The following is a 21,936-nucleotide window of genomic DNA, read 5'->3' on the forward strand; positions in this document are numbered from 1 at the left end:
GCGACTCATGCGGCGGCCCCGACGCTCAACGGCGACAGCCCGAGGCGTACCGACGCGAGGAGCTCGCCCAACCGGGCGGCCAGCGCGGGGTCCGACTCGAGGTCCGGCACCATGATCTCGTCCACCTGAAGGGTCTCGGCATAGAGCACGGTGACGGCGAGCGATGGCAGTCTCTTCGCAAGCGGGCTCGCGGCAGCATCCGAAAGCAGCCAACCGTTGGTGGCCAAGGACAAGCTGGTCATCGACGCCAAGGACCCCGAGTACCGATCGGATCTCATGCTTCTAACGGTGAACCGGCGCCGCTCGCCCCAGGCGTTCTGGGGCTCGGAGAACTCGTCGCGCTCCTCCGCGGCAACGCAGAGACCGGCTCCGATCGGCAGGGCGCGGGGCTCGTGGTCCACGGGGGACACCGACACCGAAACGGGAGCCAGGAAAGCTGTGATGGCGGACGCCGCGGCCGGCGAGCACGAGCGCGGAAGCTCCAGTGGTCCGCTCGCGAAGCGACCGAACACGAGGGAAGCAGCCACCCCCATCCGGTCGGCGCTCATGAGCAGCGGCGCCCCGTCGAGAAAGAGCGTGTCGATGGGTGGAACGGCGTCATACGGACCTACCTCTGCGCGGAAGCCCTGCCTTCCCGTCTCGTCGCGCGGCAGCCAAGAGATCTTCATGCGGGCGTTCTTCCATTCAGGTGCTTTGCTTGTTGAGCCGCTTGGTCAGCGGAGGGGGTGGCCCTCGCGGCAAGCCGTGCGGCGAGCTCTTCGTGGGTCCATTGCGCGGCAGCAGTGACCGAAGAGGCGCCCAAGGCTGAGCCCAGCGATGACATCGCGTCAAGGAGATCCGCGGACGGGTCGACGGCCAGCGCATCCAGGTGGATTGCACCCGTCTCGGTATGCACCACCCGGGACCCTTGAGAGCGCGCCCCAAGTGGGGACGTGACCGATGCAAGGTCGTCCACTTCGCCGGACGTGCGGTCATCCCCTGGCTGGTGCCTCACGACAACGACCACCGGTTCCTCGGCTCTGGAAGCGACGAGACGCAGCCGACGAAGCGCGCCGGAGACAAGGGCCCCAGACAGGATCTCCTGCGCGGTATCGCTGGTGTCGTCGTGGACGGTGACATCCAGTCGAGCAGTCGCGAGCGCCGCCAGTTCGGCCCACTGCACCTTGGTGAGAACGTGGTCGACGAACCCGTTGTGTTCGTCGTCGAGCACGTGCACCCGCGACCCAGCTCGGGACAGGACATCTCGGGCTGCTCCTGACGGCTCGGCTCCGGCGGGCACCCGCACGACGGCAAGTCGCCCGACCAGGTGATCCGGGAGGTAGCGCCCAACGTGCGCCGTGACGTCGCCAGACCCGCGAACAACCGGCGCCTTTGCGCTGCCCAGGGTGTCGCGGAGCGCCTTGGTGTCGGCGTTCAGCATGCCGTTGCGTGCCATGAAGGACGAGAGGACTGCGGAAGTCTTCTGGACCACCGGGTCCACCGTCGTCATCTGACGATCGTGCAGGCGGCGCATGATGTGGTACTCGCCGGTGTGCACCATTCGCGCGCCCGCGCGCATCAGTCGCACACCCAGGTTGTAGTCGGAGCCACTGCGTAGCGTTGGGTCGTAACCGACTCGGCGCAGGAGGTCCGTCTCGATCATCAGGGTCCCGTGTGCGTAGACCTTGCCGGAGAACAGGATGGCGCCGAGGGAGAGCACGCGCCCATTGACGGGTGCCAGCGCGCCGGTGCTGTCTTCGAAGTCGACCCACCCGCCATACGTGCCATTCACCCCAGGCGTCAACGCAGCGAAGTGTGCCTCGAGGCGCCAGGGCAGCATGAGGTCGTCGTCGTCGTGGATCACGGTGTAGCGGCTCGTTGTCAGCTCGGCAGCGTGTGCGCGTGCCGCCGCCACGCCTGCGGGGGCCTGTCGCACATATCGGACTCGGGGGTCGGAGAACGATGCCACGACCTCAGCCGTGTCATCCGTCGACCCGTCGTCGATGACGAGGACCTCGAAGTCCTGCATCGTCTGGGCGAGCACCGAGTTGATGCTGTCCGCGATGAAGTCGGCACGGTTGTGCGTCGCGATGACGACTGTGACAGCGGGCGGAGCGTCCGCTCGGGGGTGCAGCCATCGCGTTGTGTTGCGGACGACGCTCTTGTCGTCAAGGTAGATCCGTCGGTTCGTCTCTATTGCCTGGCGACCCTCCGGGGTGGCATCGGCCGCCGTGCGGGAAGGCTCGTGCCAGATGTGGTACATCCTGACCGAAGGGTCTTCGATCCAGTGGATTCGGTTACCGGCACGTCGAAGTCGCTCCGCGAAGTCCAGGTCCTCGCCGCCGTAGATCACCATGCGCTCGTCGAAGCCCTGAACGTGCTCGTACGCAGCGACGGACACGGCCATCATGCCGCCCATTCCCCAGCGCGGCCGGAGCCGCGATGCCCGCTCCAGCTCGGGCCAGTCGATCGGCGCATCGGTGAAGGAGTCGACGGCGTAGGCGGCGGGGAGATCCCTGCACTGGAGCACGACCGCGGTTCGCGGGTCCTGCTGGACGAGCTTGCGCACGGTCGTAAGGGAACCGGGCGTGAACGCCATGTCGGCATCCGTGGAGATGAGCACCTTGCCCCGTGCGACTGCGAACCCTGCATTGAGCGCTCGTGCACGTGACCACGTGCCGTCGGTGACCGTGTGGATGTATCGCGCACCCGCGTTCTCGACATCTTCGCGGAGGGTCGCGGTGTTCGCGGAACCGTAGTCGGACACGATGACTTCCCCCACGCTGCCTTCGAGCGCATCGAGGATCGTGCGGATCGAGACAAGCAGCCGATCACGGCCCCAGTCCTTGAAACCGATGACGACGGAGACGTCGATCTCTTGAGGGGCCCGCGAATCAGTCATGAGCGGACCACCTTGGAGACGTCAAGCGAACTGTTGGAGCTAGTGACGCCGAACCAGACCTCCTCGATCGCGGCCGCGGCCTCGTCCGAGCCCGGTGCCCACGGATGGACCGTGACGGTGAGGGAGCCAGCGGGGTGCAGCAGGTGCGCCACCGGCAGGGAGATGACGGTTGGCCTCTCCGTGGCCGGAGCGTAGACAAAGCTCGACTCGAGCTTCTGGCTGAATGTCCAGCCGTTACGTCTTTCGACCAGCGGGCCACCTGGTCCGGCCGGATCCACGATGCATACCGCTAGAGCCTTCGGCGGGACCGGGCCGGCACTGACCAGGTGGACAGAGACCGTCTGGGCTGGCTCGGACAGGACGAGGTTGAAGGTCGGAGCGCGTAGCGCCTGGTCTGGGCTTGCTTCTGTAGGCGTGATCATGTTGAGGGGTCCTCCGTGTGCTGCTTGCTGCGGAACTCCATGAGGGCGCTGCGCCCGACCCTCTGGTCATGCACCAAGGTGTGCCCCGGAACCTCGAGGCTCTGCCATCTGGTCGCGATCGCGGCTTCGTCCGGGCGGTGCACGTCATCGAGCACGACGAGGGCTCCATCGGACAGGAAGGGCGCGAGCCGCGGGTAGGCGGAGTACCGGGCACTAGATCCCGTCGTTCCCGGGGGGCCGTCGACGAATAGAACGTCAAACAGCTCAGCAGGCGCCCAGTCGTCGATGTCATACCAGTCCGGCGTGCCCGGCTCCGACTGGCTCGTGAGCGGAGCGAGAACGACCTCCACGACGTCGTCGAGTCCATGCTGGCCCACGAGGTCCACGACCCGCCGATGGAAGTCCGGGTCGTGTTCGAACGATGTCACGGACCCGTCTCCTCGGCACTTCATGGCCAAGCCCAGCCAGATGGTCGATACGCCCGAGCCGACCTCGAGATAGCGAGTCGGACCCTTCGAAGCCAGAACGCGAGCAACCAGAGTCGCGATGATCTCGTAGGAGGCAGCCCACCCCCCGGCAGCAGGGATGAACGCGCTCGGTTGCAGGGTCCGGTTCAGATAATCGAGCGACGCCATCTCCTTGACCGTGGTCTGTTGCGCCTCCGCAACCCTCCACTCCAGATGGGCGATGAGGTCTGCGCGTAACGTAGCCAGGTCGGTCCCAGGGTCTCGGTCCTCGGTGGCCCGAGCATGGTCATCGGTCATCGTCACGAGCTTCGTCCTTGTGCCGGTTCAGAGACGGTGGGCCAGGCCATCGGTGGAGGCGCCGGTGGTGTCGAAGAGCGTGCGCGCGTTCTCGGTGAGCTTGTCCAGACTGACGTCCGCATGATTCTGGAGCACGACAGTCACGTCCGCTTCGCCGGCGGCGGCGTAGGGGTCGTCGGCTGAGGTGAGGGTCCCGCCCTCGAGCTGCCATTCGGGGACAAAGGGGTCGTGGTAGCTGACCACCGCGCCCCGCTCATGCAGGAGCTTGGCAATTGGGCGGGCTGGGCTTTCGCGCTGATCCGCGACGTCTGGCTTGTAGGTCACCCCGACCAGCAACACCTTCGTTCCGCGAAGGGGGAGACTCAGGTCGTTCAGCAGATCCTGAACGCGGCTGACCACGTAGTTCGGCATGGAGTTATTGATCTCTTGGGCGAGCTCGACGAACCGGAACTGGTAGCCGAGCGTCTTCTTGACCTGATAGCTGAGGTAATTCGGGTCGATGGGGATGCAGTGGCCTCCGACGCCCGGGCCGGGGTAGAACGGCTGGAAGCCGAACGGCTTCGTGGCGGCGCCCCTGATCACCTCCCAGATGTCGATGTCGAGGTCATGGCAGAAGCGAGCCATCTCGTTGACGAGGGCGATGTTGACGTGGCGGTACGTGTTCTCCAGCAGCTTCGCCGTCTCAGCCTCACGGGCGCCCTTGAGGGGCACGACCGTCTCGATGAAGTCGGAGTAGAACGCGACCGTCTGGGCGGTCGCTTCCTCGTCGACACCGCCAACGAGCTTGGGGGTGTTCCGGATGCCGAACTTCAGGTCACCGGGGTTCACGCGCTCGGGTGAGAAGGCAAGGAGGAATTCGGTGCCATGCTTGCCGCCACCGGACTCGAGGATGGGGCGCACCACGGCGTCGGTGGTGCCGGGGTAAGTCGTGGACTCGAGGACCACCAGTGGGCGGGATCCCATGTGAGCGACGACCGACTGGGAGGCGCTCACGACTGCGCTCAGGTCGGGCGAGCCGTCGTCTCCCAGAGGAGTCGGCACGCAGATGACGATCGTCCCCGCGTCGCTCAGACACTGCGGGTCGGCTGTGGCGCGGTAACCGTTCGCGAGCATCTGCCCCAGTGACTCGTCGCTGATGTCGCCGACGTGGGAGGAGCCGGCGTTCAGGGTGCGGACGGTGCGTTCGTTGAGCTCGAGGCCCGTCACCCGGTATCCGGCGGATGATGCGGCCTCCGCCAAGGGCAGGCCGACGTATCCCTGACCGATGACGACAAGGTTGCGATTCATGTGTTTTCCGTCCATGGGTCATGCGGCTGGGCGTCGGTCACGGATGCACTGACATCACGTTCCCGGGCGTGTGGTCACAGGTCGCGTGGTCGCGGCGGTTGGCCACGAAGTACGGGGTTTCTGTCCCACAAATCGGCGATTTGAGATATATGCCCGGCCCAGCATAGAGGGTGCAGTTTGTGTAGGCAGCCTTGCCGCACTCCGCGTCCCGGTGGCTGGGACCGTCCGAGGGGATTGGGGCGAGCCTGTGACGAGTGAGATACCTGCTGAATCACCGGACCCGTCGGGGTCGGTGGGGCCATCGCGACCACGAGGCAGGGCGACGGACCGCCATGATCGCCGGAGGCTCTCCTAGACTTGCCCGGCCAAGGCATCTGACGACAAGGGGTGGGAGAAGACGTGGTGCACTCGGACGAGCAGCGGGACCCGCGCGAGCTGGAGCGGCGACTGCTGGCCGAGATCACCAGTGACCCAGAGGACCTTCTGGTCCGCTTCCAAGACCTGAGCGACCGCGACCGTCGCAGCCGCCAGAAGCTGAAGAACGCCGACCGCGACCGCAAGGAGCTGGAGCGCCTGCGTCGCGAGAAGGCCGAGCTGACCCGCCGGCTCGGCAGCGCCAACGCGGCGCTCGACGCCTACCGCGCGGAGACGGCCCGCCTCAAGGGTGACCTCAAGCGCGTTCGAGGCTCTCGCGCCTACCGGGTGGGCCGCACGATCACGGCCCCCGCGGGGCTGCTCCGGTCGACGCGTTCGACGTCCGCAGCCAAGGCCACCTCGACCCTCGAAGCCCCAAGTCGAGTCGACGCAGCCTCGGTGGCGCCGGTCGGAGGTTCCCGAAAGCCGTCCGAGCGACGGCTCAGTGACTACACCTATGCCGAGCTGCTCGAGCGTTTCGAGTCGGCGCCCACCCCCGAACGCCTCGGCCACGTGCTGAGCAGGGCCTGGTTCCAGCAAGGACTCATCGGTCAGCCCGCCGAGCTGATCGCCGGGCACGCCGAAGTCGTCGGCGCGCTCGAACCGCGCGACGCCGAGCTGGCCGAGCGGATCCTAGCCGCCGACAGGCTCCGGCGCGACGGGGTGTCGCTGCCGGCCCGGGGCAGCGGGGCCGCCTACGTTCCCGAGCGTGGACGGGTCCTCTACTGCGTCCACTCGACGCCGGCCTTCAACACCAACGGCTACTCCCTGCGGACGCGTGGAGTGGCAGCAGGCCTGAAGGCGGCGGGTGCCGACGTCGTCGTCGTCGGCCGGGCCGGCTACCCCTGGGACATCAGCGCGGACGTGCCGAAGCCGGCGCAGCGTCGCCATGTCTCCGAGGTCGACGGCATCGAGTACGTCCACCTCACCGGGCGCGCGCTCGCCCCGACGCCCACGGACCACTACATCCAGCAGTGCGCCGACGCGTTCGTCCGCGAGGCCCGCCTGCGGCGCCCGAGCGTGATCCAGGCCGCGTCGAACTACCGAGTCGGCCTCTCTGCCCTGATCGCGGCCCGCCGCCTCGGCGTCCCCTTCGTCTACGAGGTGCGCGGGCTCTGGGAGATCACCGAGGCCTCCGACAAGCCGGGCTGGGACCAGAGCGAGCGGTTCGCGATCCAGTCCGAGCTGGAAACCCTCGTCGCCCGCGAGGCCGACGCCGTCCTGGCGATCACCGAGCAGACCCGCGACGAGCTGGTCCGAAGAGGGGTGCCGGCCGAGCGGATCACGGTGGCCCCCAACGCCGTCGATCCCACCGAGTTCGTGCCGCTCCCGAAGGACGAGGCGTATGCCGCCGCGCAGCGAGTGCGCACCGACGTCCCCGTCATCGGGTTCGCGGGGAGCATGGTGCCCTACGAGGGCCTCGACCTGCTCGTCGATGCCGCGGCGTTGCTGCGCGACCGCGGCGTCGACGTCCAGGTGGCGCTGGCCGGCTCGGGCAGCGCGGAACCGGCGCTCAAGGAGCAGGTGGCCGAGCTGGGGCTCGACGACGTCGTCCGCTTCGTCGGGCGGGTGCCGTCTGCCCAGGTGCCCCGACTCGTCAGCCTCTTCGACATCATGCCGTGCCCCCGCCAATCCCTCCCGGTGACGGAGATGGTCTCGCCGCTCAAGCCGCTGGAGGCCCTGAGCAGCGGCAAGGCCGTGGTGCTCTCCGACGTCGCACCGCACCGCGACATCGCCGGCCCGGACGAGGCGCGGGCGCTGCTGTTCCCCGCTGGTGACGCCGCGGCCCTGGCGGACGTGCTCGAGGCCCTCGTCGCTGATCCGGACCGCCGCGCCGACCTCGGCCGGGCAGGCCGGCTCTGGTGCATCGACGAGCGCACGTGGCACGGCCTCGGGGACTTGATGCGCGAGGCCCACACGGCTGCCGGCGAGGTCGCACGGGCATCCGCCCAGCAGGCCGGGCCCGTGGCGCTGTCGTCCCTTCGCGTCGGCCTCGTCGCCGACGAGTTCACCACCGAGACTCTCGCTGCGTCGTTCCAGACCGTCCCGCTCCGACGCGACCGTTGGGCCGAGCAGCTCGACGGCCTCGACCTCGTCTTCGTCGAGTCGGCGTGGAAGGGCAACAGCGGGCAGTGGCACCACGGCGTCGGCTACTACTCGCCGGAGGAGCATGCTGACCTCGCGGCGCTGCTCGGCCGGGCTCGCGAGCTCGGGATCCCTTCGGTCTTCTGGAACAAGGAGGACCCGGTCCACTTCGACCGGTTCGTGCGCACGGCCTCGCTCTGCGACCACGTCTTCACGACCGACGCCGACAAGGTCGTCGACTACGCGTCGGCCGGAGCCGGCACCGTACGCACCGTCTCCGCCCTGCCGTTCTACGCCCAGCCGCGCATCCACAACCCACTCCCCGGACAGCGACCGTTCGAGCCGACCGCCTCGTACGCCGGCACGTACTACGGGGACCGCTACCCCAAGCGCTCCGCCGAGCTCTCGAGTCTTCTCGAGACGGCACGCCCCTTCGGGCTGGCCATCTACGACCGGCAGGCCGACCTCCCCGACTCGCCGTACCACTTCCCGCCGTCGTTCGCGCGGTCGGTGCGCGGATCGCTGCCCTACGCCGACGTCGTCGACAGCTACAAGGCCCATCTGGTGAGCCTCAACGTCAACTCCGTGTCCGACTCCCCGACGATGTTCTCCCGTCGCGTCATCGAGGTCGCCGCCTGCGGCGGCGTCGTCCTGTCCGGGCCCGGTCGGGGGATCGACGAGACCCTGGGCAGCGCGATCCCGACGAGTGACGACCCCCACGTCTGGCGAGCGCTTCTGCGTTCGTGGAGCGAGGACCCCGAGGCGCGCCTGCGCGAGGCGTGGCTCCAGATGCGCGCTGTCCTGCGCGCCCACACCGTCGACCACGCCATGACGATCGTCGCGCGGACGGCCGGCATCCCCGTCGCCGCGCCGAGCCTGCCGACGTATGCCGTCGCGCTCGACCCGGCCCGGGAAGACCTTTTGCGTGCCGTCCTCTCACAGTCCGTGCCGCCCGCCGAGGTCTGGTGCACCGGTGTGACGTCCGCTGCGCGAGAGACCTTGGCGGACAACGGGGTCCAAGTTCGTGACGTGGCCGACGGCATGCGCCTCACGTCGTGCGACTTCGTTGCGAAGCTCGATTCGGCCGTCCCGCGCACTCACTTCGAGGATCTCCTCCTCGCCCAGTGGTTCGGCCCCTGGGAGCGCATCGTCCCCGTCGTCAACGACGCATCCGGGCACGGGCAGCCCCTGGCGGCTCCCGTCGGCCGAGCCGACGTGAGCGGCGGTCTCGTGGCCGCGGCAGTGCTGCGCCAGCACGACGGCCTCGACGAGGCACTTCGAGCGGCCGGCCTCCACGGCGTGCGCCTGCTCGTGCCGCGTGTCCGACCCGTGCACCATCCCGACACCGAGGCGACCGCACCCGTCGCGGCGGCCCCGCACCTGGGCGGCAGCCGTGTCCTGGTGGCCGGCCACGACCTCAAGTTCGCGACCTCGCTGCTCGCCGAGCTGGACCGGCAGGGCGCCGTCGTCACCCTCGACGAGTGGCAGTCGCACAGCGACCACGACGAGGCCCGGTCGCTGGCCCTGCTCGGCGAGGCCGACGTGGTGTTCTGCGAGTGGGGCCTCGGCAACGCCGTCTGGTACTCGCAGCGGATGATGCCCGGCCAGCGGCTCGTCGTGCGCGTCCACTCGCAGGAGCTGCGCCGCCCCTATCTCTCCCGCATCCACCACGAGAACGTCGACGCGTACGTCTTCGTCGGCGACCTCGTCAGGGAGGCGGCCGTCCGCAGTCACGGGCTGCCCCGCGCGAAGTGCCACGTGGTGCCCAACCCCGTCGACGTCGACGACCTCGCGCGCCCCAAGCACGACAGGGCCGCGACGACCATCGGCATGGTCGGCATCGTGCCGCGCACCAAGCGGCTCGACCTCGCGCTCGACGTCGTCGAAGGTCTCCGCGCACGCGGTCTCGACCATACTCTGCGGGTGCGCGGCAAGGTGCCAGCGGACTTCCCCTGGATGCAGCACCGCCCTGACGAGCTCGAGTGGTACGACCGGCAGCTCGCGCGCGTCGACGCGCTCAACGCAGCCCACCCCGGCAGCGTCGAGCTCGAGGGGCACGGCGACGACATGCCGGAGTGGTTCCGAAGCATCGGGATCGCCCTGTCCGTCAGCGACTTCGAGTCCTTCCACCTCACGATCGCCGACGGCGCGGCGTCCGGCGCCCTGCCGGCGACCCTCGCATGGCCGGGCGCCGACCTCGTCTACCCGCGCGACTGGGTCTGCTCGAGCGTCGAGGCCATCGTCGACCGCATCGCTGAAGCCTCACGCGAGCCGAGCCTGTGGCAGGACGAGGCGCGACGGCGCTTCGACGCACCCGTGGTGCTGGGCCGCCTGCTCAGCGTCATCGCCGGCGAGGCCGCGCCGTGACCGGACCAGCCGCTGAGCCCGGCCACCTCGACCTCGATCGCCTCGCCGCTCACGTCGCGAGGCGGCTTCCCACGGGACGCGCCACCCAGAGCATCGCTCGCGCTCGCCGGCTGCTGCGAGACCATGTGCTCGACACGCTCCACTTCGGGCTGGTGCCGATCGGACTCGACATGACGGCCGAGCCGTGGAGCGACACGGCCCACCGCTCGCGGGCCCGACACCTGCACGGCTTCCTCTTCCTCGGCGACCTGCCCGCACAGCTCAACGAGTCACCCGCCCGACACGACGACCGGCGCTTCGTCCTCGACATGCTGAAGGCATGGGATGCCGCGCACCCGCTCTCGGGATCGTCACACCCCATGGCCTTCCACGACGAGACGACCGCCCAGCGGGTGCTGCACGTGCTGCCCCTCCTGCCGGGCCTCACCGCGCTGGGCCCGGACGAAGCCGACTGGCTGCACGACTTCCTCGACCTGCACGCTGCCCTGCTGTCCACCGACGAGTTCCACGCCGGGCACAACAACCACGGCATGTTCCAGGACCTCGCGCTGCTGTCGTACGCCGCCATGGCCGACTGGCGCGAGGACGACTCACGGCGTGCGCTCGTCAGCGTCGCCCACCAGCGCCTGGTCGACTACTTCCTCGACAGCTTCACGCCCGAGGGCGTACACATCGAGAACGCGCCGAACTACCACGTGCTCGTCTCCCGCTACCTCAAGGACCACCGCGACCTTGCCGGCGACGTCGGCCTCAGCCACGTCGACGAGCTGACCACGGTCCTGGCCAACGCGACGACCTACGCCACCCACGCCGTCATGCCGAACGGCCGCTACCCGCTCGTCAGCGACACGCAGCCGACGAACCTCGCCGTCGTCGCTCGCGACGTCTTCCACGACGAGCAGATGCTCTACGCCACTACGGGAGGCGCCCAGGGGAGCCGCCCGGACGGCCGCGTACTGGTGCTGCCCGATTCCGGTTACGCCGTCTACCGCTCGGCGTGGGGCGACCCCGACGCCACGTACGTCTACTTCTCCGCCGCGTACAACTCCGGCTACCACAAGCACTCCGACGAGAACTCGCTGTGGCTGACGAGCGGCGGCCTGGACCTGCTCGTCGAGGCCGGGCCGCACGGCTACACCTACGCCGACCCTCTGACCCGCTACGCCTACTCGCAGCACGCCCACAACACGCTCGTCGTGGACGGCCGCAGCACAGCCCGCACCGACGACCGGGCCAGCGAGGTGGGGCTGCGCGTCGACGACGTGCGGCCGGACGGCTTCCGCGTCACCGGCCGCAACGGGCGCCTCGCGGGTGCCGTGCACGAGCGCACCCTCGACGTCGGCGGCGGGGACGCGACCGTCATCGACCTCGTCGACCGGGTGCACGCGTCCGAGCTGCACGACTACGACGTCTACTGGCACGTCGGTCCGGGGCTCGAGGTCGCGCTGCGCCCTGACGGCTTCGACCTGGTCTGCGCCGGCCGGCGCCGACTCGCGCTCACCTTCACGTCGGCGACGCCGGTGCAGCAGGCGCTGCACGTCGGCGAAGCGCCCCCACGCGTGGCCGGCTGGCGCTTCCCGCGGTTCGGTGAGGCGGTGCCCTCACCGGTGGTGCGGCAGCGACTGCGTGGCCAGGATGTGGAGCTGTCGACGACGATCCACGTGCTCGACGAGCCCCTACACGTCGGCGCGGCTGAGTCGGCCGCCGACCCGGCGGCTGTCGTCGAGTCCACTCCGGCGCCGACCGAGGACGAGGTGACCATCGAGACCGAGCTCACCGAGGACTCGACCGGCGCCGCTCTGCGTGTCCGGGTGTGGGCCGCCGGGGCGGCGCAGTACGCCTTCAAGCTCTACCGCGGCTCCACCCTCGTCGAGGAGGTCGGATACTCCAGGTCCGACGAGGCGACGTGGACCGGGCTCACGCCCGGCCGCTACCGGGTGCGCGGCTACGCGAGAACCGGACACGGCCACCCTGCGGCGGCGCGGACGACCGACTCCCTCTACGTGCGCTGACGCCCCCTTCAGCGCGTGAGGCGCAGGCGCTCGCTCACGACGGGCGTGCGGCCACCGGCAGCGTCCTTGACGAAGGCCCGCACGTGGAAGGGGCCCGGTCCCAGCCCTGACACGTCGAAGACGTGCGAGGGGGAGCGTCGGTAGTGCACCTTCCGCACCTGCTCCGTGCCGGCGTACAGCTGGAACGCGTAGGCCGTCGCGTCGGCCGAACGGGTCGTCACGATGATCTGCTCCGGTCCCGCTTGGCGCAGGGTGACGATCGGCCGCGCGCCTCGGCGGCGGAGGGTCGTGACGCGAACGCCCCCTCCGGCCGTGACGGAACCGGATCGCCGAGGGGAGTGGGCCGACAGTAAGGCGGCGAGCTCCGCGTACGTTTCGTCGTCGTAGTGGAAAGGCGCTGAGCCCCAACGGTGCTCGGGTTCCGAGCGCGCGTCGATCTTGTTTCCCAGCACCGGCACGTCGAGCAGGCGGCCGGCGAGGTCGACGTAGCGGTCGAAGACCGGGTTCATCGCCCACGCGTTCGCGCCGAAGCTCGATGCCGGCTCGCCCCCCTCCCAGTCGTGGTCGGCCCAGCGAGGCGCCAGCAGGACGGTGCGTGACCGCAGGCCCAGCGCGTCGAGATCGGTGCGCAGCTCGTGGAGCGCGGCCTCGAAGAGGTCTCGGTGGCGCCCACTGCCCATGCGGTGGTGCAGCGCGCCGGCAGGCAGCCCCTGCTCGCCCAGCGAGCGAAGCTCGACCGAGTCGGTGCTGAAGGAGCCGTCCAGGTGCTCGAAGACGCCGAGACGCTCGTCGAAGAGGTCGAGGACGAGCAGGTCGACCTCACCGGCGTGCTCACGCAGGGTCTGCCGGAACGAGGATGCTGCGTCTCCCGCGAGCATCCGGCGCTGGAAGGCGCTCGTGAGCAGGGCCAGCGACCGCGGCTCCGCAGCGGATGGACCCATCGCGCTGATGATGCTCTGACGCGCAACATAGTCGGTGAGCGTGAAGGTCTTGGGGTCGAGGAACTCGAAGGTGTCGCGTGAGACGCAGCTGCCGTGGATGAGCACCCTCGCCGGCCCGGCCGTGCGGCGGCCGGGTGCCGCCTCGCTCACGCGAAGTCGGCGACGCGCTCGCCGAGGCCGAACAGGTGCTGGATCGCCGCGACCGAGCGGCGCGCGGCCTGCCCGTCCCCGTAGGGGTTCACGGCGTTCGCCATGCTGGCGTAGTGGGCGCGGTCGTCGAGGAGCCGGCTGACCTCGTCGACGATGCGCTGCTCATCGGTGCCGATCAGCCGCACCGTGCCGGCCTCGACCGCCTCGGGGCGCTCCGTGTTGTCGCGCATGACGAGCACCGGCTTGCCGAGTGACGGGGCCTCCTCCTGGACGCCACCGGAGTCGGTGAGCACGACGGTGGAGGCGGCCATGAGGCGGGTGAACTCGCCGTACGCCAGCGGTTCGGTGACGACGACGTTGGTGAGGCCCTCGAGGTGGGGGAGCACGGCCTCGCGGACGATCGGGTTGCGGTGGGCCGGCAGCACGACGAGCTGGTCGGGGTAGCGGGTCGCCAGCGTCTTCAGGGCTCGGCCGACCCCCTCCATGGCGCCGCCCCAGTTCTCACGCCGGTGCGTGGTGACGAGCATGATCGGGCGTCCGGAGGCCTCGGCCGCGGCGAGCTGCGGGTCCGTGAAGGCGATGCCCTGCTCGACGGTGTGGAACAGGGCGTCGATGACCGTGTTGCCGGTCACCGCGATGGAGGAGGGGGCGACGTCCTCCCGCATGAGGTTGTCTCGCGACGTGCTGGTGGGGGCCAGGTGCAGGGCCGCGACCTGGCTCGTCAGCTTGCGGTTGGCCTCCTCGGGGAACGGCGAGCTGATGTCGCCGCTGCGCAGACCGGCCTCGACGTGCACCACGGGGATCTGCCGGTAGAACGCGGCGATCGAGGCAGCAGCCACGGTCGAGGTGTCGCCCTGGACGATGACGGCGTCGGGCCGCTCGCGGTCGAGCACTGGGTCGATCCGGTCGAAGACCTTCGCCATGATCGAGTTGAGGGTCTGCCCGTGCGCGAAGATGTCGAGGTCGTGGTGTGGCGTGATCCCGAAGATGTCGTTGACCTGGTCGAGCATCTCGCGGTGCTGGCCGGTCACCACCGTCGTGGACTCGAAGTCGGGGTGGGCCTCGAGGGCCTTGACCACGGGTGCCACCTTGATCGCCTCGGGCCGGGTGCCGTAGACGGTCATGATCTTCTTCGTCATGTGCGTTGCTTGTCCTAGATGTGGCGGTGGCGGGCGATGTAGCGCCGCGTCTCGCTGTCGTGTGCGGCCACGTGCGTGGCCCTGAGCTGGGCCCGCGCGTCGTCGAGCAGTCCCTCCGCCTTCGTGTGGTTGCCCTTGGCGACCTGCCAGGCCCACCAGCGGTAGGCGCGCGCGGTCTCGTAGGCGGGGCCGTCGAGCACCATCTCGCCCTGGTGCAGCCAGATCGCCCTGGTGCACATCTCCTCGATGGTCTGCGCAGCGTGCGAGACGAGGAAGACGGTGCCCGCCTGCTTGCGGATCTCGGCCATCTTGGCCTCGCTGCGCTCCTTGGTGGCGGCGTCACCGGTGGCCAGCGCCTCGTCGATGAGCAGCACCTCCGGCCGGGCTGCCGCCGAGATGGCGAAGCGCAGCCGGGCGCCCATGCCGGAGGAGTACGTCTTCATCGGTAGGTGGATCGAGGACCCGAGGCCCGCGAGGTCGAGGACCTCGGGCACTGTTTCGGTCACCTGGCTGGGCGACATGCCCATGGCGAGCAGGCCGAGGCGCACGTTGGCCATGCCGGAGAGCTCGGGCAGCAGCGCGGCGTTGACGCCGAGGAAGGAGGGCGTTGCCGAGGCGAGCACGGTGCCGGCCGTCGGCGTCTCGAGCCCGGCGATGACGCGCAGCAGGGTGCTCTTCCCCGAGCCGTTGTGCCCCACGACGCCGATCGACTCGCCGGCGCGCGCGACGAAGGTGACGTCGTCGACAGCCCTCACCGTCACGGTGCGTGACCAGCCGAGGCGACCGAGAAGGCGTCGGCTCGGCCGCTGCTGCTCGCCACGGGCGCGTTCGCTGCTCGGCACGCGGTAGTGCACCGAGAGGTGGTTGACGAGCACCGTGGGGTCGCCGACAGGCACCTCGATGCCCTTCTTGGGGGCGTTCTCGGCCGCGTCGAGCTGGCTGTTGGCGTCGTCACTCACGGCCGTAGTCCTCCTCTGCCGCCCAGAAGTAGAGGAAGCCGAGCACCGGCGTGACCACCGCCCAGGCCCCGAGGGTCAGCCACAGGGTCAGCGCGGGCGTGCGGCCGTAGACGAGCAGGTCTCGGGAGAGCTCGAGCACGCAGTAGGCGGGGTTGTACTGGAGGATCTCGAGGGCGGTCGGATGGGTGATGAAGCGCTCGAGCGAGAACATCACCCCGGAGCCGTAGAGCCAGAACCGCGAGATGAAGCCGAGCAGCATCTTGAGGTCGGGCACCGCGCTGGTGAGGCGGGCCGCGTAGAAGACGAGGCCGGCGTTGAACATCAGCTGGAGCAGCAGCACGAGGGGGAAGAGCGCCCAGCGCCACGTGATCGTCGCGTGGGGCGGGATCGCGACGATCATCACGAGCATCGTGACGATCACCGGGATCATCGAGATCGCCTCGCGCAGCACCATCGCGATGGGGATCGCCGCTCGCGGGAACGCGAACGCGCGAATGAGGTTCTTGCCGGAGGCCATGACACCGGCTCCGCCGGTGAGGCACCGCGAGGTGAACGAGAAGAGGAAGACACCGACGAGCAGGAAGCCGATGAAGTTGTCGACTCCCCGCGAGGTGCCGAGGATGACGCCGAAGATGAGGAAGTAGGCGAGCCCGTCGAGGATGGGGCGGCCCACGAGCCACGCGTTGCCGAGCAACGTGTCGCGGTTGCCGGAGAAGGCGCGTGCACGCGAGTCGGCGACGATGAAGTGCCGCCGGCTCCAGAGCGAGCGGATGTAGGTGCCGACCGGCGGCCGTTGACCGACCGGTTTCAGCCGACTGACGTCGACGGACTCGAGGTTGATGTCGTCGATCTCGTCGAGGGGGGAGCCGGCGGGGGCAGCCTGCCTGCTCATGCGGTGCCCCCGACCCGTCCGTGGATGTGCGCGTAGATGTCGCGGTAGGCCGACGCCTGCGCGCGCCACGTCCGTGTGGCAGCGAAGGCCCGGCCCCTCTCGGAGAGCTCGCGGGAGAGGTCGGGGTCGGCCTGCAACGTGTGCAGTGTAGACGCGAGGGCGGCCACGTCCCCAACCCGGAACGCGAGCCCCGAACCGGGCTCCACGGCGATTTCGCGCAAAGCCGGCAGATCGGACACGACCACCGGTCGCCCGAGCGCCATCGCCTCGATCGGCTTGAGGGGAGTGACCGTGCGGCACACCTCGAGGTCGCGTCGCGGCACGACGAAGGCGTCGAGCGCGCGGTGCCACAGACGCGCCTGCTCGCGGGGGACCCGGCCGGGCAGCACGACCGCGTCGGCGAGGCCGAGACGCTCCGTGAGGGCCAGCAGGTCGGCGCGCGCGACCCCGTCGCCGACGACGGCGCAGCGCACGTCGTGGCCCTCGCGTCGCAGACGGGCCACGGCCTCGATGAGCAGGTCGAGGCCCTCGTAGTCGACGACGGACGTCACCGTGCCGACCCACCAGCCGTCGGTGGGCAGGCCGAGCCGCTGCCGTGCGACGGCGGGCTCGACCACCTGCGTGCCCTCGGCGACGAGGGCCTCGTCGACGGCGTTGGGCACGATCGTGATGCGCGACGCCGGGACCCCGCGACGCACGAGGTCGTCGCGCAGGGACCTGGACAGGGTGACGACGTGGTGGGCCGCGCGGGCCAGCTCGGCCTCCCTGGCGTGCCACAGGTGGTAACGCTCGCTCGCTGCCGCGCCGGCCTGCTCGTGCGGGGGCAGGGAGGCGACCCACGTCTTCTCCAGCTGACCGCGTACCTCGTAGACCCAGGGAAGCCCCGTGGTGGCTGCGACGCGCGAGGCCACCACCGCGTTGGGGTAGTGGGTGGTCGTGTGGAGCACGGTCGCACCGAAGCGTGCGACCTCGCGGGCCACGAGGTCGGCCGTCTGCTCGAGGCGCTCGTCCAGGGTGTCTGCCATCGACCACTGGACCAGGCGTCGGTAGGGCACGCCGTCGACGACGTCGAGGTCGCGGGCGTGCGGCAGACCGACGGTCACGGGGTAGCCGACGCGCGTCACCGCCTCGACGGCGATGCCCTCGGCCTGCTGCGCCCGCAGCACCGCGTGCGACCGCAGCGAGTAGCCGGACTGGGTCCAGGGCAGGGAGTTGGTCAGCAGGTGCAGCGCGCGCAGCCCGTCGGGCGGTGTGCCGCGGACCTGCCGGTCTGCCAGATCGCCGGCGCCGGTCGGGGCGCCCAGCCGGAAGCCGGGCTGCAGGACCCGCAGTTCGGCCTCGAGCCGCGCCCGTTGCCGCGCCACGGGACCGCCGCCGGTCACGGGTAGGGTTTCGATCGCCTCGCTGATGCGACCACGCCGCCACGCGGAGCGGGCAACCACGGCCGCGGGCGCCTCGTCTCCGGGCTCTCCGCCGAGGGCGACGGCAAGCTCGGCACGCAGGCGACGGCCGGCGGACCCGGCCGGGTGGACCTCGCTCAACGCCGCCCGGGCCTCGGCGGGGTGGTCGGCGAGGAACTCGGCGAGGGCCGTCCCGACGACTGGCCGTGACAGCGTCCGGCTCGACGCGCGCGCGCTCGCCGACAGGGCGGCGGCGAGGGCATGCCGCACCCGCGGAGGCAGCCGCCGGAGGCTCTGGACCGCGAGGAGCGCCGGGTCGTCCTCGAAGTGCCGCGCCCCCACGCGGCCCAGGATCGCCAGGTTGCGCAGCGTGGAGAGAGACCGTCTGGTGACCCTCGCGCGTGGCGAGGTCACCGGGTCACGCATGCTGTGTCACGACTCCTTGGAGGATGGAGAGATAACGCTCGGCGAGGCGGTCGTCGTTGGCGTGCTCGTCGGTCCAGTCGCGCCCCGCGCCACCCACGAAGAGCTGTGACGGGTCGTTGGCGAGCTTGGCCCATGCCTCGGCGAGGGCGTTGGAGTCACCCGGAGGCACCACGGTGCCCATGTTGGCGGCGCGGAGGATGGCCGCGGCCTCGCCGTCAACCATGCCGGTCACGTGAATGCCGATGGACATCGCCTCGTAGAGCTTCGACGGGACGGTGAGCTCGAGCGGGGCCCAGGGGCGCAGCGCCACGAGCATCGTATCGGCCCAGGAGTAGTGGTCGGCGACCTCGCGCTTCGGCACCTGACCGAAGATCTCGATGGGCACGTCACCCTTCGACGCCATCTGCGCCACGGCCTCGTGTTCGGCGCCAGCCCCCACGATGCGCAGGCGCATGGGCACGCCGGCCGCGTGCGCCTGGCGGGCCGCGAGTACCGCCGTGCCGAGGCCCTGGGCGCGGCCGACGGTGCCGAGGTAGAGGACGCGCAGCTCGCCGTCGAACTCGCGGGGGAGGTGCTCGGGATAGCCGGGCACGTCGTGCGCACCGTTGCGGATGACGTGCACGCTCGGGACTCCCCGCGAGCGCAGCTCGGCCGCGAAGCTCTCGGTGGTGGTCACGACCGTCGACGAGCGCCGCTGGAGGGCGGTCATCACCGCGGAAGCCGCCCGCAGCAGCGGCGGCCGCAGCACCGCAGCTTTGCGTGTCGGCGCGGGGACAGCGGCGTTCCAGTCGTCGGCCACAGCCAGCAAGTCGGGCCACGCGTCGCGCATCTCGGTGACGAGTGGCACGCCGATGGCACGCGACAGCAGCGCTCCGGAGAAGAGGGTCGGCAGGGCTGGGGCGGTGGCGACGATGACGTCGGGTCGGATGTGCCGAAGCCTGGCGAGGACGGTGCGGGCCGAGTCGGCGGCACTCACGACCTGGTCGAGCAGGCGCGAGCCGAGCCGACCGGCATACGGCCTGAACGCCACCCGGTGGACGGTCTCGCCGTGCACGCCCCGGTGGACGCACCCGCGCTGGGTCAGCCGTGAGTCGCCGATGAGGCCACCGAAGGGGTAGTGCGGGGAAGGAGCAACGACGACCACCTCGTGCCCGGCCCGCATGAAGCGTCTGACGAGAGCCCCCCAGCGCTGCTGGGGAGCACCGAGCTCTGGTTCGTAGTAGTGGGTGAGGAGAAGGATCCTCATCTCGGCACCGCCTCATGAACCAGCATGTGCTCTCGCCTTGCGTGCTCGATTCCCCTTCAATCGGGCTAACCGGACAAGTTTAGCGCAGATTGAGTGGCGCCTGTGAATCGTCTCAGAGTGCGGCGCGGTCCCCGAGCGGGTTCGAGCCGCCGAGCCCCCACCTGCCGCTCACCTCCTGGTCGCCAGATCCGGGCCGAGCGGTGAACCGGCCTGCGTATGCTGCCACCGTGCGAATCTCGGTCATCGGTTGCGGATACCTCGGTGCGGTGCATGCCGCCTGCATGGCAGACCTCGGTCACGAGGTGGTCGGCGTCGATGTCGACGCGAGCAAGGTCGTCAAGCTCGCGGCGGGCATGCCTTCGTTCTTCGAGCCCGGCCTCGAGCCGCTGCTGCGCAAGGGTGTCGAGAGCGGGAACCTGGCGTTCACGACCGACAAGGCCGCCATCGCCGAGGCCCGGATCCACTTCATCGCCGTCGGCACCCCGCAGCGGGGCGGCAGCTACGCTGCCGACCTCAGCTACGTGTGGAGCGCAGTCGACGACGTGCTCGAGCACGCCCGCCCGCACGCCGACGGCCCTCTGGTCATCGTCGGCAAGTCGACGGTGCCCGTCGGAACCGCCCAAGCGATCGCCGACCGGGTCGCGGAGTCCGATCTTGACGCCGTGGTGGTCTGGAACCCCGAGTTCCTCCGTGAGGGTCACGCGGTGCAGGACACCCTGAGCCCCGACCGCGTCGTCTACGGCCTCCCGGAGGACCAGGCCACCGGCGACGCCGGCCTGCACGTGCTCGACGAGGTCTATGCACGGCTCCTCGAGGGAGGGACGCCGCGCCTGCTCGTGAACTACCCCACGGCCGAGCTCGTCAAGGTTGCCGCGAACTCCTTCCTCGCCACCAAGATCTCCTTCATCAACTCGATGGCAGAGCTCTGCGACGCGGCCGGGGCCGACGTCACCCGGCTGGCTGAGGCCATCGGCCACGACGACCGCATCGGTTCGAAGTTCCTCCAGGCGGGCATCGGCTTCGGCGGAGGCTGCCTCCCCAAGGACATCCGTGCCTTCATGGCGCGCGCCGGTGAGCTCGGCGTCGACCAGTCGCTGACCTTCCTCCGAGAGGTCGACTCGATCAACATGCGTCGCCGCGACCACGCGGTCGAGCTCGCCAGCGCCATGGCCGGCGGCCGTCTGGTCGGCGTCAAGGTCGCCGTGCTCGGGTTGACCTTCAAGCCCGACAGCGACGACGTGCGCGACTCGCCGGCGCTCGACATCGCCGGACGCCTCTGGGGGCGTGGCGCCAACGTGGTCGCCACCGACCCGGCAGGTGCCGACTCCGTGCGCGCCCTGCGGCCCGACCTGCAGATCGTCGACACCGCCGACGAGGCGCTCGACGGCGCCGACCTCGTCATGCTGCTCACCGCGTGGCAGGACTACGTCGCCATCGACCCGGCGCACGCCAAGTCGCTCGTCGCCAGCCCCCGCATCATCGACGGGCGCAACGTGCTCGACGCCCGGGCCTGGGCCGACGCCGGCTGGGACTACCGGGGGATGGGTCGCACCGCCTCCACCTGGTGAGGCGCACCCTGCCCGACTGCAGCGATCGTGCGGCGACGCGCGGCGTCAGACCCTAGGCTTCGGGACCATGAAGGGGATCATCCTCGCAGGCGGCACAGGCAGCCGCCTGCACCCGATCACGCTGGGCATCAGCAAGCAGCTCATGCCCGTCTACGACAAGCCGATGGTCTACTACCCGCTGTCCACCCTGATGATGGCCGGCATCCGCGAGGTGCTCGTCATCACGACCCCCGACGACGCCGAGCCGTTCCGGCGGCTGCTACGCGACGGCTCGCAGTGGGGCATGACGATCACGTATGCCGTCCAGCCCAGCCCCGACGGCCTGGCCCAGGCGTTCCTGATCGGTGCCGACTTCATCGGTGCCGACAGCGTCGCGCTCGTGCTCGGCGACAACATCTTCTTCGGCCCGGGGCTGGGCACGCGGCTCGCCGACAACACCTCGGTGGTCGGGGGGCACGTCTTCGCCTACCGGGTCGCCGACCCCACGGCATACGGCGTTGTCGAGTTCGACCCGGACGGCAACGTCATCTCGATCGAGGAGAAGCCCACGCACCCGAAGTCGAGCTATGCCGTCCCGGGCCTCTACTTCTACGACAACGACGTCGTCGGAATCGCCCGTGGCTTGACGCCGAGCGGGCGTGGCGAGCTCGAGATCACGGCGATCAATGCCGAGTACCTGCGCCGAGGCACCCTCACGGTCAGCGTGCTGCCGCGCGGGACGGCGTGGTTCGACACCGGCACTTTCGGCGGCCTCATCGAGGCCAGCCAGTTCGTCAGTGTCGTCGAGGCCCGGCAGGGTCAGAAGATCGGGTGTGTCGAAGAGGTCGCCTGGCGCAACGGGTGGCTCGACGACGAAGCGCTGGCGCTGCACGCCAAAGCCCTCGCCAAGAGCGGCTACGGTCACTACCTACATGGCCTCCTCGCCGAGCGAGGGGCCCAATCGTGACGACGTATGGCTGGCGTCGACAAGAACACGCCCTGAT

Annotated in this window: 15 protein-coding genes; 4 read left to right on the forward strand and 11 right to left on the reverse strand. The window is 69.9% G+C overall.

Annotated features, from left to right (window positions below; genetic code table 11):
- Positions 1 to 5: 5 nt before the first annotated feature.
- The 5 genes from ACXR8F_RS17780 to ACXR8F_RS17800 are packed head-to-tail and all read right to left on the reverse strand — an operon-like array spanning position 6 to position 5,354.
- A complete protein-coding gene (locus ACXR8F_RS17780) occupies positions 6 to 668 on the reverse strand; it encodes a hypothetical protein (RefSeq protein ID WP_458802494.1) in 663 nt (220 codons plus the stop codon).
- Entirely contained in the window at positions 665 to 2,881 is a 2,217-nt protein-coding gene (locus tag ACXR8F_RS17785) for a glycosyltransferase (RefSeq protein WP_458802495.1), read from the reverse strand. The genes ACXR8F_RS17780 and ACXR8F_RS17785 overlap by 4 nt, the downstream gene beginning before the upstream one ends.
- Positions 2,878 to 3,303, reverse strand: a complete 426-nt coding sequence (locus ACXR8F_RS17790) for a hypothetical protein (protein ID WP_458802496.1) — start codon at positions 3,301 to 3,303, stop codon at positions 2,878 to 2,880. Before ACXR8F_RS17790 ends, ACXR8F_RS17785 begins: the two co-directional genes overlap by 4 nt.
- Entirely contained in the window at positions 3,300 to 4,067 is a 768-nt protein-coding gene (locus tag ACXR8F_RS17795; protein ID WP_458802626.1) for an O-methyltransferase, read from the reverse strand. Before ACXR8F_RS17795 ends, ACXR8F_RS17790 begins: the two co-directional genes overlap by 4 nt.
- A gap of 27 nt (positions 4,068 to 4,094) precedes the next feature.
- On the reverse strand, positions 4,095 to 5,354 hold the full coding sequence (locus ACXR8F_RS17800) for a nucleotide sugar dehydrogenase (protein ID WP_458802498.1): 1,260 nt from the start codon (positions 5,352 to 5,354) through the stop codon (positions 4,095 to 4,097).
- A 399-nt stretch (positions 5,355 to 5,753) separates the two neighbouring features.
- On the opposite strand from ACXR8F_RS17800, the gene ACXR8F_RS17805 reads away from it, so the two are divergent.
- On the forward strand, positions 5,754 to 10,220 hold the full coding sequence (locus ACXR8F_RS17805; RefSeq protein ID WP_458802500.1) for a glycosyltransferase: 4,467 nt from the start codon (positions 5,754 to 5,756) through the stop codon (positions 10,218 to 10,220).
- Positions 10,217 to 12,232 carry a heparinase II/III family protein gene (locus ACXR8F_RS17810; protein WP_458802502.1) on the forward strand — a complete coding sequence of 672 codons (2,016 nt, stop codon included), beginning with the start codon at positions 10,217 to 10,219 and terminating at the stop codon, positions 12,230 to 12,232. Before ACXR8F_RS17805 ends, ACXR8F_RS17810 begins: the two co-directional genes overlap by 4 nt.
- Before the next feature lie 8 nt (positions 12,233 to 12,240).
- Here the strand turns inward: ACXR8F_RS17810 and ACXR8F_RS17815 are convergent, their stop codons facing one another.
- Genes ACXR8F_RS17815 through ACXR8F_RS17840 form a run of 6 tightly spaced genes read right to left on the reverse strand, consistent with a single transcriptional unit; the run spans position 12,241 to position 19,385 of the window.
- On the reverse strand, positions 12,241 to 13,323 hold the full coding sequence (locus ACXR8F_RS17815; protein ID WP_458802504.1) for a DUF6270 domain-containing protein: 1,083 nt from the start codon (positions 13,321 to 13,323) through the stop codon (positions 12,241 to 12,243).
- Entirely contained in the window at positions 13,320 to 14,462 is a 1,143-nt protein-coding gene (gene wecB, locus ACXR8F_RS17820) for a non-hydrolyzing UDP-N-acetylglucosamine 2-epimerase (protein WP_458802506.1), read from the reverse strand. Before wecB ends, ACXR8F_RS17815 begins: the two co-directional genes overlap by 4 nt.
- Positions 14,463 to 14,476: 14 nt before the next feature.
- A complete protein-coding gene (locus tag ACXR8F_RS17825) occupies positions 14,477 to 15,421 on the reverse strand; it encodes an ABC transporter ATP-binding protein (protein ID WP_458802508.1) in 945 nt (314 codons plus the stop codon).
- A complete protein-coding gene (locus ACXR8F_RS17830) occupies positions 15,414 to 16,313 on the reverse strand; it encodes an ABC transporter permease (protein ID WP_458802510.1) in 900 nt (299 codons plus the stop codon). Before ACXR8F_RS17830 ends, ACXR8F_RS17825 begins: the two co-directional genes overlap by 8 nt.
- Positions 16,310 to 18,139 carry a glycosyltransferase family 4 protein gene (locus ACXR8F_RS17835; protein WP_458802512.1) on the reverse strand — a complete coding sequence of 610 codons (1,830 nt, stop codon included), beginning with the start codon at positions 18,137 to 18,139 and terminating at the stop codon, positions 16,310 to 16,312. The genes ACXR8F_RS17830 and ACXR8F_RS17835 overlap by 4 nt, the downstream gene beginning before the upstream one ends.
- A complete protein-coding gene (locus ACXR8F_RS17840) occupies positions 18,132 to 19,385 on the reverse strand; it encodes a glycosyltransferase family 4 protein (RefSeq protein WP_458802514.1) in 1,254 nt (417 codons plus the stop codon). The genes ACXR8F_RS17835 and ACXR8F_RS17840 overlap by 8 nt, the downstream gene beginning before the upstream one ends.
- 227 nt (positions 19,386 to 19,612) lie before the next feature.
- On the opposite strand from ACXR8F_RS17840, the gene ACXR8F_RS17845 reads away from it, so the two are divergent.
- Together ACXR8F_RS17845 and rfbA are read left to right on the forward strand one after the other, a co-directional pair.
- Positions 19,613 to 20,953 carry a UDP-glucose dehydrogenase family protein gene (locus ACXR8F_RS17845; RefSeq protein ID WP_458802516.1) on the forward strand — a complete coding sequence of 447 codons (1,341 nt, stop codon included), beginning with the start codon at positions 19,613 to 19,615 and terminating at the stop codon, positions 20,951 to 20,953.
- A 67-nt stretch (positions 20,954 to 21,020) separates the two neighbouring features.
- On the forward strand, positions 21,021 to 21,899 hold the full coding sequence (rfbA, locus tag ACXR8F_RS17850) for a glucose-1-phosphate thymidylyltransferase RfbA (RefSeq protein ID WP_458802518.1): 879 nt from the start codon (positions 21,021 to 21,023) through the stop codon (positions 21,897 to 21,899).
- Positions 21,900 to 21,936: the final 37 nt, after the last annotated feature.

It is taken from the genome of Terrabacter sp. AAH1, from assembly GCF_054456855.1.

Excerpts from the sequence above, each read along its gene's own strand:
- ACXR8F_RS17835 (WP_458802512.1), bottom strand. The coding sequence starts at position 18,139 with ATGCGTGACCCGGTGACCTCGCCACGCGCGAGGGTCACCAGACGGTCT.
- ACXR8F_RS17790 (WP_458802496.1), bottom strand. The coding sequence starts at position 3,303 with ATGATCACGCCTACAGAAGCAAGCCCAGACCAGGCGCTACGCGCTCCG.
- wecB (WP_458802506.1), bottom strand. The coding sequence starts at position 14,462 with ATGACGAAGAAGATCATGACCGTCTACGGCACCCGGCCCGAGGCGATC.
- ACXR8F_RS17840 (WP_458802514.1), bottom strand. The coding sequence starts at position 19,385 with ATGAGGATCCTTCTCCTCACCCACTACTACGAACCAGAGCTCGGTGCT.
- ACXR8F_RS17830 (WP_458802510.1), bottom strand. The coding sequence starts at position 16,313 with ATGAGCAGGCAGGCTGCCCCCGCCGGCTCCCCCCTCGACGAGATCGAC.
- ACXR8F_RS17785 (WP_458802495.1), bottom strand. The coding sequence starts at position 2,881 with ATGACTGATTCGCGGGCCCCTCAAGAGATCGACGTCTCCGTCGTCATC.
- rfbA (WP_458802518.1), top strand. The coding sequence starts at position 21,021 with ATGAAGGGGATCATCCTCGCAGGCGGCACAGGCAGCCGCCTGCACCCG.
- ACXR8F_RS17795 (WP_458802626.1), bottom strand. The coding sequence starts at position 4,067 with ATGACCGATGACCATGCTCGGGCCACCGAGGACCGAGACCCTGGGACC.
- ACXR8F_RS17780 (WP_458802494.1), bottom strand. The coding sequence starts at position 668 with ATGAAGATCTCTTGGCTGCCGCGCGACGAGACGGGAAGGCAGGGCTTC.
- ACXR8F_RS17800 (WP_458802498.1), bottom strand. The coding sequence starts at position 5,354 with ATGAATCGCAACCTTGTCGTCATCGGTCAGGGATACGTCGGCCTGCCC.